The organism is uncultured Murdochiella sp. (assembly GCF_902488755.1).
Classification (GTDB): domain Bacteria; phylum Bacillota; class Clostridia; order Tissierellales; family Peptoniphilaceae; genus Murdochiella.
Genome location: NZ_CABTXF010000037.1, coordinates 1 through 12,261, shown reverse-complemented (window position 1 = coordinate 12,261; position 12,261 = coordinate 1). Strand labels below are relative to the sequence as shown.

Below are 12,261 nucleotides of genomic sequence, written 5' to 3'. Positions count from 1 at the left end.
GGTCGCTCTTCGCCCTTGACCCGTCGAAAAGGAAGCACCTGGAAAAGAATTGCCGGAAAAAACTAAATGTGTCAGAGCCTTGTGCTGAATGTGTAACATATGTCTTGACAGTTAAGAGTATTTAGGCAAAGACATTCCTGTCCTGCCTTGACATGCCTTTTTCCTTCTGTTATCATTCCCTGAGTACGGACCATTAGCTCAGTTGGTTAGAGCGCCACGTTGACATCGTGGAGGTCGCTGGTTCGACTCCAGTGTGGTCCAAAAGTGTATGCCCGTTCTGTTGATATTCCAACGGAGCGGGCTTTTTCAATAGGAGCGAAAAGAAATCGGCGCGAAGAGCCTATTTTGTTGAAAAGACACGATTGCGAGAGGGTATGGTGGATACCCTGGTAAATGGGGAAAAGAACGTTAGCCAGGGGTGAGAATACCCTGTTATACCCTGGCAAACAGTGAAAAATCGGATTTGCCAGGGTCGGGAGTACCCCATCACCCCTGGCAAATGGCAAAAAAAGGGAATTTGCCAGGGTCATGCAGCCCGGATCAACCCCTGGCAAATGGCAAAAAAGGGAATTTGCCAGGGTCGTGCACCCCGGATCAACCCCTGGCAAATGGCAAAAAAATGAATTTGCCAGGGTCGGGAGTACCCCATCACCCCTGGCAAACGTCAAAAAAGTGAATTTGCCAGGGTCGCGCACCCCGGATCAACCCCTGGCAAATGACAAAAAATGGGATTTGCCAGGGTCAGGCACACCCCAATCACCCCTGGCAAACGGCAAAAAAGTGTGTTTGCCAGGGTCAGATACACCCGAACCACCCCTGGCAAATGGCAAAAAAGTGATATTTGCCAGGGTCAGGCACACCCCAACCACCCCTGGCAAATGGTAAAAAAGTGAATTTGCCAGGGTCGCGCACCCAGCAACCCCGGATCACGCCCTGGCAAGCGGCAAAAACCATCTACCAGCCAGGGGCAAGGACAGGCGGAGCGCCGCTCAAACTATTGTTGGCGGTGCGTTTATAGATGGATCATGACGGTAAATTAGGGAGAGATTCGATGAAAACAAAGAAAAAACTGCTGGTATTGGGACTTGCGCTGAGTCTGCTCGTCGGCTGTGGGGAAGGCAAAAGAGGCGAACATCCGTCGTCCGAAGCGAACGTATCCAACATGTCCTTTTCTTTAACGGAAAGCCGGGAAACTCTGTCCAAAGAAGACTTGCAAAAGCTGCCGCTCTTGGAAGAAGGAACATGGATTGTCGGTCAAAACGACGAAAAATGGTATAAAAACAAGGGCACCTTTTATGATGCTTTTGACACCGTTATTCAGCTCACCGGCTACACCAAAGATGAAGAAACCTTTAAGCAGGCCTTTTCGCTCTGTCAGAGTGAATTTCAGCGCCTGCATAAGCTGTTTGACAACTATCATGAATACGATGGCATAACGAACATTATGACGCTCAATCGGAAAGCGTCTAAAGAGCCAATAGTCGTAGACGACGAGCTGTTCTCTTTATTGCAGTTCTGCAAGGAACAGAATGCAAAAACACAAGGAAAAGTGAATATTGCCATGGGAAAGACGCTTGCTCTGTGGCATGACCTACGCGAAGCGGTAACGGATGAACATGAACACGCCCCCGTTGTAAACGAATCCGATACGATAGAAAACCGAAGCGAAGTTGGTGAAAAGGGCGCAGAACATGCGCACGACTTGGCAGAGCGCACTTTCTCGCTCCCTACGAAAGAAGCACTGGAAGAGGCAAATCAACACAGCAATCTCGACAATCTTGTGCTGGACGAAGCCAATAAGACGGTATTGATTCGGGATTCTGCCTTGCAGCTTGATGCCGGAGCCGTTGCCAAAGGCTATGCGACAGAACTTGTGGCGAGGAAATTGAAGTCGGCAGGACTGGAGCATGGCCTCATCAGTGCGGGCGGCAATATCAAGACCATCGGAAATCCAGTGGATGGTCGGGCACAATGGAAAGTGGGCATTATGCATCCACGTCCGGAACAGAAGGATGTATTAGCAACCGTTTTGGTTTCAGGGGATACGGCAATGGTCACATCGGGAGATTATCAACGTTACTTTGAATTGGATGGGGTGCGTTACGCCCATATCATTGATCCGGTTACCCTGTATCCGGCAACACGATATACATCGGTCAGCATCCGTACAGCGGATTCGGGACTGGCAGACTATCTTTCGACAGTCTTTTTTATTGCGGATGAAACAGAGGCACAACAGATTCTGGCAAACTATGCGGATGCCGGTGTGGATGTCATCTGGGTGGATCAGCAAATGAATGTCATGTCCACTCCGGGAATCAAGCCGGACATTGAACTGGTGCCCTAACCGAATTCTGTAAAACGCTCTGTCCCTCACGAAAAGTATTAGCGTTCACTAAGGAAGAAGCGTTGATATGCTCTGTCCACCTTATCCGCGATAGTTTCATTCTTGTGTGACAGATTTACTCTTGTGCGATAGTTTCTCATCTTGCACGATGGGGCTTATTTTTGTGCGATAGTTTATTCTTGCGCGATTTAACATAAACTTAACCGAATACATGGCATGAATTTCATCTTCTCCTCGTATCCTATGGACGGTACACAGAAACAAGATGGTACACGAAAACAGGAAGAGAAAATCAGCAAGAAAAGAAGAGGTGGTAGAGAATGAAATCGACCATGAAAAAAGTATTCGGCATCGTATTGGCATTGGCGTTAATTGTTACGTTGACGGCGTGCGGTGGCAAAGACAAAAAAGAGGACGGATCGTCTCCGGTATCGGAGAATACCGCAGCAGAGAACACAGAAGCTGCCGAGACCGCTTCGGAAGCTGCCGAAGAGGGAAAAGGTGAGGATGTGTATTCCGGCTTAAAAGGACAGATCAGTGCCTCCGGTTCTTCGGCGTTAAAGCCGTTGGCGGACAAAGCAGCAGAAGCCTTTATGAGTAAGGCAAGCGGCGTTGCGATTACCGTGAATGCCGGCGGTTCAGGACAAGGACTTAAAGACGTTGCGGCAGGAACGGTAACGCTTGGTATGTCGGATGTCTTTGCAGAAGATAAGGTAGAAGCGGAACAGGCGAAAGATTTGGTGGATCACAAGGTTTGCATCATCACCATGGCACCGATTGTCAACGAAAAGAATACGGTGGAGGATCTTACGCAGCAGCAGATGATCGACATCTTCTCCGGAAAAATCACGAACTGGAAAGACGTTGGCGGAAAAGATCTGCCCATCATGCTGATTACGCGCCCGTCATCCTCCGGTACACGCGCACTGTTTACGAAATTTGCCCTGAAAGGAACCGAAGAAACGACGGGATCCATGGAAACGGATAATTCCGGCGAATTGCTGCAGAGCGTCAAGCAAAATGAAGGTGCCATCGGCTATGTTGCACTGTCTTATCTCATCGGCGACCAGGGTAAGGGCGTGAAAGCACTCAAAATGGACGGCGTTGAACCGAATTTGGAAAACACCTACAGCGGAAAATATCCGGTGTGGGGTTATGAGCATGTGTACACCAAAGGAGAAGCCACGACACCGGCAAAAGAGTTCCTGGATTACTTCATGGGTGAGGAATTCGGCAAGAACATCGAAGAGATGGGCTACGGCGTATCGTCCAAACTTGCTCCGGAAGCTATGACCGGACATGATATGCCTTCAAAATAACGCACGTCTCCTTCCGACATCCGTTTGTCGGAGGAAAGAACGGACAATCAGGAAAGGAGGCATTGCGAAAAGCGGTTTCGCAATGCCTTTTTCTTCACGGTACTTGAAGGAGACAAGACGTGCTTAAGACAATAAAACAAGAACAGGCGGAAAAAGCGCTGCCGAAGCGAATAAGACAGCGCACACCGTTTGGAGAAAAAGTCTGTCGAGAATTTTTGGGTCGTGGGTTCGTGACGGTCATGGGATTTTTGATCATCTTCATTACGATTGCACTATTAACATTTCTTTTGGTGCGGGGAACGGCTTCCTTTACGCAGTTCCGGCACAGCGTGCTGGACTTTTTAACCGATGCGACCTGGGCGCCGACCGATTCATTTAACAAACCGGGCGAGGGGCACATTGGCGCAGCGGTATTTCTTTTCGGCTCGCTCCTGACGTGCGGATTAGCGATTCTTCTGGCAACGCCTTTTTCACTTGGCGCGGCGATTTTTATGACGGAAATTGCACCATGCGCAGGGAAGAAATTCTTTCAGCCGGCCGTGGAAATCTTTGTCGGCATCCCCTCCATTGTCTATGGCTGGGTAGGCTTGACGGTGTTGGTGCCGTGGATTCGCGATACTTTCAAGGCGCCGGTGGGAGGCTATTCTGTTTTTGCAGCTGTCATCGTTTTGACGGTGATGATTTTTCCAACCATTACCACCTATATCACCGATACCCTTCGTGGCGTGCCGGACAGTTATCGTCAGGCTGCCTACGGCATGGGTTCCACACGCTGGCAGGTGATAAAAAACGTCGTTATTCCGGCATCGCGGACCGGCATCTATACCGGTATCATTCTCGGTTTGGCGCGTGCTTTTGGGGAAGCATTGGCAGTGTCCATGGTGATTGGACGAACGCGGCTATTTCCCCAGAGTATTCTTCATCCGACCGCAAACATTACAGGGATTCTTGCCTCCGATATGGGAAACACCATTGACGGAAGCGAGGCGAATATGGCGTTGTGGAGTCTGGCACTTCTGTTGATGCTGATTTCCATTCTGTTCATCGTACTCATCCATTTCCTCTCCGGGAAACAAAAAAGCAAATTGGCTAAGGAGCAAAACGTCGGAAGAAAGACGCAAAAGGATGAGCCTTTATGGGAAGAGGAGGTGGCAGGATGAAGGAGCGTATGCGTTCGCGTATTGTACGCGCAAAACGAGTGGATCGCCTGATGACGGTGTTGTTTACCGCAGTGGGCGGATTCTTTCTCGTGTTCATCTTGTTTCTTGTCGGCTATATTATCATCGATGGGCTGATGAGCTATTTTCCGGGCATCCTTTCGTTTTCCGCCAAGGGCATCGGGAATCAGTTGTTTAACACGATTTATCTGTTGTTCCTTTCTCTGCTATTTAGCTGTCTTGTGGGTGTTCCGGCAGGAATCTATATGGCGGAATACGGAGGAAAAGGCAAATCTGCCGAAATTGTACGTATGAGCATTGAATCGCTTTCGTCGTTGCCTTCGATTGTCATTGGCTTGTTTGGCTATCTCGTTTTTGTACAGAGTGTTGGAGCAAGTTGGAATCTGCTTGCCGGCGCCGTGACGGTTTCCCTTTTGAGCATTCCGCTCATCACGACATCGACAGAGGATGCCCTTCGTGCCTTGCCTCCGCATTTTGTCGAAGGGAGCATGGCACTTGGCTCTACACATTGGTACGCCATCGTGCATACACTTTTGCCGGCAGCACTTCCCCGTATTGGTTCGGGCATTATCTTAGCCGCCGGTCGTGTGTTCGGCGAAGCGACTGCGCTTATGTATACCGCCGGCATGTCCACGCGCATCGACTGGACGAACTGGGATTTGACTTCTCCGCTCAATGCACTAAATCCCATGCGCCCCGGAGAGACGCTTGCCCTGCATATCTGGGTTATGCGTTCCGAAGCAGTGGATCCCAACAGTGCCAAAATTGCTAACTTTTCCGCAGCGATTTTAGTCATCGTCGTTCTGCTCTTTTCGCTCACGGCGCGAAAGATGGTTCGCCATATGAATAAGAAACAAACGGGCAGCGAGGCGAAATAGCACCCTTCGTTAATCCAGAGGACATAAAGGAGAGTAGAAAACGCGTATGGAAAAGACACAACAGCCTTATAAATTTGAAATTTCCAAATTGAATTTTTACTACGGCACATTTCAGGCGCTCAAAGGCATTGATATGAAAGTGAAAGCGAATCGCATCACCGCATTCATTGGACCATCCGGATGTGGAAAATCCACCTTTCTCAAGACGATGAACCGAATGAACGACCTCATCCCCGATACGCATGTGGAGGGAGCCTTGTGTTTGGATGGCAAAGACGTTTATCAAGACATGGATGCGTTGGAATTGCGCAAGCGTGTAGGCATGGTTTTTCAACAACCGAATCCTTTTCCCAAGAGCGTGTACGACAATGTGGCATACGGACCGCGCATAAACGGGATAAAAGACCGTGCGACGTTGGATGCGATTGTGGAACGAAGTCTGAAACAGGCGGCGATTTGGGAGGAAGTAAAAGATCGTCTGCATAAAAGTGCGTTAGGGCTTTCCGGTGGACAGCAGCAGCGTCTTTGTATTGCGCGTACACTGGCAGTCGAACCGGAAGTGATTCTGTTCGATGAACCGACGTCTGCGTTAGATCCGATTTCGACGACAAAAATTGAAGATCTGCTGTTTGCCTTAAAAAAGGAGTATACGATTCTTATCGTCACGCATAACATGCAGCAGGCGACGCGCATTGCGGATGAGACAGGATTCTTTTATTTGGGCGAACTCGTTGAATTTGGGGATACCGTACAGATTTTTGAGAATCCGCGTTATGAACGCACGGAACGGTATGTAACCGGTCATTTTGGATGATGTGCTATGCCAACGGAGGAACACGATGCGTAATAATTTTGAAAATAAATTGGAAGAACTTAACGCAAATTTAGTGGAAATGGGGAAAATGGTTAATCAGTCGCTTTCTTTCGCCCTAGGTGCGTTGACGAGCAAGGAAGAAGTGCATATAACCTATGTTTTGCAACAGGAGGAAAAAATCAATCAATTTTCCTCGGCCATCGAACAGCAGGCATTGCTGCTTTTGCTCAAAGAACAGCCATTAGCACGTGACTTTCGGTTTATCTCTGCAGCGATTCGCATGAATACCGACCTCGAACGCATTGGGGATCAGGCAGAAGACATTGCTGTGTTAGTCCAACAGATGCTGACATTCGGGTATCGGGAAGCGAATCTCGGCAGCCTGCAAAAAATGTCGGAAATTACGCAGACTATGGTATCAGATGCGGTGCGTGCCTTTGTAGAAGGCGACAGTGCGCTGGCGTATCGGGCAGCGGCGATGGATGATGCGGTGGACGAGTTGTTCATGCAGGTTCGTGAAGAAATTATTGCCGAAATTCGAGAGGAAACCATAGAGGCGAATGTAGTGATTGATCTGCTCATGATTGCGAAATATCTGGAACGCAGCGCCGATCATGCCCAAAACATTGCCGAAGCCGTGGTATACTCGATAACGGGAGCAATGGAAAAATTTAGTTGAACTTTTGCCGCCCACTTTTTCGGACGGCTTTTTGCATCGTGAGGATGGCATGAAACCGATATATATTGTCGAAGACGATCAAAATATTCGTGAATTGATTTGTTATGCGCTGAGTAACAATGGCTATCGGGCGCGCGGATTCACGGACGCGAAAACGCTTTATGAGGCGTTGGACAGCGACGAAATGCCCATTCTGTTTTTACTGGATATCATGTTGGAGGGAGAAGACGGTTATTCCATTTTGTCCACGATTCGCCAACGTGTCGATACCAAAGATACTCCGGTCATTATGGTTACGGCGAAGACGAGTGAATTTGAGAAGGTGCGTGGCTTGGATATGGGGGCGGACGACTACGTGACAAAGCCCTTTGGCGTAATGGAATTGCTGAGCCGTGTAAAAGCGGTTTTGCGCCGTTATCACGACAGCGACGAGTCTTGTCTTCTGATGCACAAGGAAATTGTGATGAATCCGAAGAAACGGGAGACGCTTGTGGACGGCAAAGCTGTAGATTTGACATATAAAGAATTTGAGTTGCTTTCCTATCTATTGCGCAATATGGACGTGGTTCTGTCGCGCGACAGCATCATGAATACGATTTGGGGATACGATTACGCCGGAGAAACCCGCACGGTGGATGTGCATATTCGTGCTTTGCGTCGTAAACTTGGTGAGGCAGGCAAGTATATTCAGACCGTTCGCAATGTCGGTTATAAACTGAGCAAAGAGGCGTAAGCGAAGCGGAGGATGAATCATGAGACGAACGATATGGCGTCGTTTTGTATTGGCAGGAATGATTTTTGCCGGCATTTCCTCGCTGATATGCATTGGACTTTTGCGCGTTGCTTTGCCGAAAAGCAGCATAGAACAGCGTATTCCGCTGACGATAGGCGTTATCGTGGTGCTGTTCATCACCGCGCTTTTGTTGTCCGCTATCTTCACGCAACGCATCTATAACGAAAGTTTGCGCCCTTTGCGCCTGATGGTGCGCTATTGGAACGACCTGCTTTCCGGAAAGGCGGCCGATGCTTTTTCTGTACCGGAGGCGGAAGAAATGCTTGCCGGCCTGTTAGACACCGAAGAGGAACGACAACAGTTTTTTCAACAATTGGCGAATGTGCGCGAGAATGAAACGATGCGGCGACAATTTTCGGCGAATGTCAGTCATGAGCTGAAAAGTCCGCTGACCTCCATCAACGGCTATGCGGAGCTGATTGCTTCCGGCATGACAAATTCGGAAGATACACGCCGCTTTGCCGAGATCATCCATCGCGAAGGCGTGCGCCTGTTAAATATGATAAACGAGATTATTCAGCTTTCTCAATTCGACACGGGCTATTCCGATTTTGACCTACGCGAAGAGGTGGATCTTCATGCGGTGCTGCGCGAAGAAATGACATCCCTTTCTTCCATGGCGGAAAAACGCCATGTGCGCTTAGAATGCGACGTGGCGGGGGAAGGAGAATCCCAGCGCATTCTGCTTTACGGCAACCGGCGTTTGCTGGCGGATGTGTTGCGCAATCTCCTGAGCAACGGCATCAACTATTCCAAGCCGAATGGCGGTTACGTCTTGACAAAGATACGTCAAGACGAACACAATGTAAGCATCATTGTGGAAGATGACGGGATTGGCATTGCACCGGAAGACCAAAAGCGCGTATTTGAACGTTTTTTTACGGCGGATCCGGGCAGATCACGTGCCGCAGGCACGGGAACCGGATTAGGGCTTTCTTTGGTGAAACATATTGTTCGGGCGCATGAGGGGATTCTTCGCTTGGACAGTGAACCGGGGAAAGGGTCGCGGTTTTCGATTCTCCTGCCGCGTGAGGCGAAAAACGTCGAATCCGTCATAACCGAAATGTCATCATCGAAAGGGGAAAAGTGACCTTCAGATGACAAAACGGCGGCGCAGGCTGACCAAGGAGAAGGAATGAAGACAATTCTTATTACAGGCGGTTTGGGACAGATCGGTACAGAACTTTCCACGTATCTGCGACAGGCTTACGGAACGAACAACGTAATTGTTACGGACGTGGTGAAGAAGGATTCTCCCGTTGTGGAAGCGGGTCCCTTTGAACAACTGGATGTAACCGATGGCAAGCGGCTGGCGGAATTGGTGGATCGCTATCATGTGGATACGGTACTGCATTTGGCGGCTTTGTTGTCCGCCGTGGCAGAAGCGCATCCGCAAGCAGCGTATCGCATCAATCTTGATGGCCTTTTTCAGGTGTTGGAAGTGGCGCGCGAAAAGCAGCTGGCGGTCTTTACCCCAAGCTCCATCGGCGCTTTCGGCGATTCCACGCCGAAAGTGACACCGCAGGACACGATCCAACGGCCGAGTACCATGTACGGCGTCACCAAAGTTGCCGGAGAGCTTCTCTGTGATTATTACTTCCGTCGTTTCGGGGTGGATACGCGCGGCGTGCGTTTTCCGGGGCTGATTTCGTATGAAGCGCTTCCGGGCGGTGGCACGACGGATTATGCGGTGGAAATTTACTACGCTGCGCTAAAAACAGGAAAGTATGTCTGTCCCATTGCAAAAGGCACTTTAATGGACATGATGTACATTCCCGATGCGCTACGCGCTGTGCATGAACTCATGGAAGCCGATCCGACCAAGCTAAAGCATAGAAACGCCTTCAACATTGCTGCCATGAGCTTTGCGCCGGAAGATATTGCAGCGGCGATTCAAGAGGAATTACCTTCCTTCACCATGTCGTATCAGGTGAATCCGACTTTACAGGCCATTGCCGATTCTTGGCCGGACAAGCTGGAGGATACGGCAGCGCGTGAAGAGTGGGGATGGAAGGCGCAATACGACTTGAAAACGATGACCAAGGATATGCTGAAAAATTTACAGCCGCGTTTGGCAGAGACGAAATAAGACGATTTCCCGTTTGCGAAAGGAGAAGGCAATGAGCATTCATGACATGGACTATCTACAGCGGAAAATTGAAGGGTTAAAGGCGGACGGCCTGTATAAATCGTTTAAGGTGTTGGAAGGGGCTAACGAAGCGGAATGCGTGATTGACGGCAAGAAGGTCATCAACCTTTCGTCCAACAATTATCTGGGTTTTGCCAATCATCCGCGTCTCAAGGAGGCGGCCATTCGAGCCATTCAAGAATACGGCGTTGGGGCAGGTGCGGTGCGTCCGATTAACGGGAACTTGTGCTTGCATGAAGAACTGGAGTGCTTGCTTGCTGAATTTAAGGAAGAGGAAGCGGTAGTCGTTTACCAGTCGGGATTCAACTGCAATGCCGGAACGATTCAAGCGGTAGTCGATGAGGGCGATCTGATTATCTCCGATGAACTCAATCATGCGTCGATTATCGACGGTTGCCGGTTGTCCAAGGCGAAAAAAACGGTATTCCGTCATAGCGACACGGTGGATCTCGAACGGGTTCTTCAAGAACGTCGTGCGGACTACGACAAGGTGTTAATTATTACTGATGGCGTGTTTTCCATGGATGGGGACATTGCCAATTTGCCCGGCATTGTGGCGCTGGCGGAAAAGTATGATTGCATGACCTATGTCGACGATGCCCATGCCTCCGGTGTTTTAGGACGCAGTGGACGCGGCACGGTGGATCATTTTCACCTGCACGGCAAAGTGGATTTTATCATCGGCACCCTTTCCAAAGCGATTGGCGTGATTGGTGGCTATGTGGCAGGCAAGAAAGCTACGATTGATTGGCTGAAAAATCGTAGCCGTCCGCTGTTGTTTTCTACCGGCAACACACCGGCGGATACCGCAGCGATTATCGAAGCCATTAAGATGTTGATGGAAAGCGAAGAATACACCGAAAAACTCTGGGCAAATGCACATCTGTTCAAAGAAAAGCTCAATACATTAGGCTTTAATACGGGACACAGCGAAACGCCCATCACCCCGATTATTATTGGGGACGAGGCGAAAACAGGCAAATTCTCCGCCCGACTTTTCGAGGCAGGCGTATTCACCAGCCCCATCGTCTTTCCGACCGTTCCCAAGGGGACGGGTCGCGTGCGCTGCATGATTACGGCAGCGCATACGCCGGAACAAATAACGCATGCGGTGGAAATTATCGGAAAGGTAGGAAAAGAACTGGGGATTATCTAACGTTTTCGTCTCCAACGCACCGGGAGAAGGCATCGGCGGTGTCGGGGACAAGCGCCGGAGAATAGAGAAGAAAAAACTCTACAAGATAAGAATTGCGCACAAAGAAAAGGCTGTACATCGAAAAAACGACGTACAGCCTTTTTGCATCTGCCTTGCAGGGGAACTTATTTCAGGTTTTTGACGAACATGCTGATAAAGGTAATCGTCTGCGGTTGGTAGATAATATCGACCAAGAACGCACCGACAATTGGCACGATCATCATAGCTTTACGGGAATACCCATAGCGGTCGTTGACCGCGGTCATGTTGACGATTGCCGAAGGCGTTGCACCCAAACCGTGACCGCAAAGACCAGCGCACATAACGGCGGCATCGTAGTCCGCCCCAAGGAGACGGAAAATGATGAAGTAGGATACCAAACCAAGGAAAAGCACCTGGCAAAGTACGACGAGCAATACGCCACCGACCAGATCCGCAATTTCCCAAAGCTTCAGCGTCATTAGCGCCAAAGACAAGAACAGGTTCAACATCACCGTACCGATACCGTCCGTAAGGGCAAAATCGAAATGATAGAAGTGAAATTTCTCATTCAGGTTGCGGACGATGACCGCAATAAACATCGCACCAACATAAGTCGGGAGCGATACGTTGAAGAGGCTCTTGATCCAGCCGGCAATGAGCGTACCGGCTGCCATACAGAGAATAATGACCACCACGTTTTGAATAAGCTCAAAGCTCGTGAGCTTCTCGTTACCTTCTGTAGCATTGACATTTGCTGCATCGGTCACAAAATCTTCATTGGTCGGCTTAAGGTGATGGCGTTCAATGAGCAGACGACCGAGCGGTCCACCCAACAGAACGGCGGAGATCAAACCGAATGTCGCTGCTGCGGCACCAACCGTTTTGGCGAGTGGGTAGCCCATTTCCACAAAATCGTTGCCATAGGCC

Annotated in this window: 14 protein-coding genes and 1 tRNA gene; 13 read left to right on the top strand and 2 right to left on the bottom strand. The window is 49.6% G+C overall.

The window, feature by feature from the left end; translation table 11 throughout:
• Positions 1-187: 187 nt before the first annotated feature.
• Together RDL68_RS04865 and RDL68_RS04860 are read left to right on the top strand one after the other, a co-directional pair.
• Positions 188-261 (top strand) — tRNA-Val (locus RDL68_RS04865).
• 157 nt (positions 262-418) lie between these two features.
• Entirely contained in the window at positions 419-676 is a 258-nt protein-coding gene (locus RDL68_RS04860; RefSeq protein WP_308540559.1) for a hypothetical protein, read from the top strand.
• Here RDL68_RS04860 and RDL68_RS04855 read toward each other — a convergent pair.
• Positions 665-814, bottom strand: coding sequence for a hypothetical protein (locus RDL68_RS04855; RefSeq protein WP_308540558.1), 150 nt, complete (start codon positions 812-814; stop codon positions 665-667). The two genes, RDL68_RS04860 and RDL68_RS04855, sit on opposite strands and share 12 nt — an antisense overlap.
• 27 nt (positions 815-841) lie before the next feature.
• Between RDL68_RS04855 and RDL68_RS04850 the strand changes: the two genes are divergently transcribed.
• The 11 genes from RDL68_RS04850 to RDL68_RS04800 all read left to right on the top strand — a co-directional run bounded on the left by RDL68_RS04850 (position 842) and on the right by RDL68_RS04800 (position 11,313).
• Positions 842-1,018, top strand: coding sequence for a hypothetical protein (locus RDL68_RS04850; RefSeq protein ID WP_308540557.1), 177 nt, complete (start codon positions 842-844; stop codon positions 1,016-1,018).
• Between the two features lie 33 nt (positions 1,019-1,051).
• Entirely contained in the window at positions 1,052-2,347 is a 1,296-nt protein-coding gene (locus RDL68_RS04845) for an FAD:protein FMN transferase (protein ID WP_308540556.1), read from the top strand.
• 320 nt (positions 2,348-2,667) lie between these two features.
• The gene (locus tag RDL68_RS04840; RefSeq protein WP_308540555.1) at positions 2,668-3,666 is read left to right on the top strand and encodes a phosphate ABC transporter substrate-binding protein; all 999 of its coding nucleotides are present in this window, start codon (positions 2,668-2,670) and stop codon (positions 3,664-3,666) included.
• A gap of 119 nt (positions 3,667-3,785) precedes the next feature.
• A complete protein-coding gene (gene pstC, locus RDL68_RS04835; RefSeq protein ID WP_308540554.1) occupies positions 3,786-4,826 on the top strand; it encodes a phosphate ABC transporter permease subunit PstC in 1,041 nt (346 codons plus the stop codon).
• Positions 4,823-5,722: a phosphate ABC transporter permease PstA gene (gene pstA, locus RDL68_RS04830; RefSeq protein ID WP_308540553.1), complete on the top strand. Its 900-nt coding sequence runs from the start codon at positions 4,823-4,825 to the stop codon at positions 5,720-5,722. The genes pstC and pstA overlap by 4 nt, the downstream gene beginning before the upstream one ends.
• Before the next feature lie 46 nt (positions 5,723-5,768).
• Positions 5,769-6,536, top strand: coding sequence for a phosphate ABC transporter ATP-binding protein PstB (gene pstB, locus RDL68_RS04825; protein WP_308540552.1), 768 nt, complete (start codon positions 5,769-5,771; stop codon positions 6,534-6,536).
• A 25-nt stretch (positions 6,537-6,561) separates the two neighbouring features.
• Positions 6,562-7,215: a phosphate signaling complex protein PhoU gene (gene phoU / locus RDL68_RS04820; RefSeq protein ID WP_308540551.1), complete on the top strand. Its 654-nt coding sequence runs from the start codon at positions 6,562-6,564 to the stop codon at positions 7,213-7,215.
• A gap of 49 nt (positions 7,216-7,264) precedes the next feature.
• Positions 7,265-7,948 carry a response regulator transcription factor gene (locus RDL68_RS04815; protein ID WP_308540550.1) on the top strand — a complete coding sequence of 228 codons (684 nt, stop codon included), beginning with the start codon at positions 7,265-7,267 and terminating at the stop codon, positions 7,946-7,948.
• 19 nt (positions 7,949-7,967) lie between these two features.
• Positions 7,968-9,098: a HAMP domain-containing sensor histidine kinase gene (locus RDL68_RS04810; protein WP_308540549.1), complete on the top strand. Its 1,131-nt coding sequence runs from the start codon at positions 7,968-7,970 to the stop codon at positions 9,096-9,098.
• Between the two features lie 45 nt (positions 9,099-9,143).
• Entirely contained in the window at positions 9,144-10,097 is a 954-nt protein-coding gene (locus tag RDL68_RS04805) for an L-threonine 3-dehydrogenase (RefSeq protein WP_308540548.1), read from the top strand.
• Positions 10,098-10,128: 31 nt separating this feature from the next.
• On the top strand, positions 10,129-11,313 hold the full coding sequence (locus RDL68_RS04800; RefSeq protein ID WP_308540547.1) for a glycine C-acetyltransferase: 1,185 nt from the start codon (positions 10,129-10,131) through the stop codon (positions 11,311-11,313).
• Between the two features lie 164 nt (positions 11,314-11,477).
• Here RDL68_RS04800 and RDL68_RS04795 read toward each other — a convergent pair.
• A partial coding sequence (locus tag RDL68_RS04795; protein WP_308540546.1) for a sodium/glutamate symporter occupies positions 11,478-12,261 on the bottom strand: 784 nt, incomplete at its 5' end.

What these genes read in the sequence shown, in the direction of transcription:
- RDL68_RS04845 (WP_308540556.1), top strand. Translation starts at nt 1,052, where the DNA reads ATGAAAACAAAGAAAAAACTGCTGGTATTGGGACTTGCGCTGAGTCTG.
- RDL68_RS04840 (WP_308540555.1), top strand. Translation starts at nt 2,668, where the DNA reads ATGAAATCGACCATGAAAAAAGTATTCGGCATCGTATTGGCATTGGCG.
- pstA (WP_308540553.1), top strand. Translation starts at nt 4,823, where the DNA reads ATGAAGGAGCGTATGCGTTCGCGTATTGTACGCGCAAAACGAGTGGAT.
- pstB (WP_308540552.1), top strand. Translation starts at nt 5,769, where the DNA reads ATGGAAAAGACACAACAGCCTTATAAATTTGAAATTTCCAAATTGAAT.
- phoU (WP_308540551.1), top strand. Translation starts at nt 6,562, where the DNA reads ATGCGTAATAATTTTGAAAATAAATTGGAAGAACTTAACGCAAATTTA.
- RDL68_RS04815 (WP_308540550.1), top strand. Translation starts at nt 7,265, where the DNA reads ATGAAACCGATATATATTGTCGAAGACGATCAAAATATTCGTGAATTG.
- RDL68_RS04810 (WP_308540549.1), top strand. Translation starts at nt 7,968, where the DNA reads ATGAGACGAACGATATGGCGTCGTTTTGTATTGGCAGGAATGATTTTT.
- RDL68_RS04805 (WP_308540548.1), top strand. Translation starts at nt 9,144, where the DNA reads ATGAAGACAATTCTTATTACAGGCGGTTTGGGACAGATCGGTACAGAA.
- RDL68_RS04800 (WP_308540547.1), top strand. Translation starts at nt 10,129, where the DNA reads ATGAGCATTCATGACATGGACTATCTACAGCGGAAAATTGAAGGGTTA.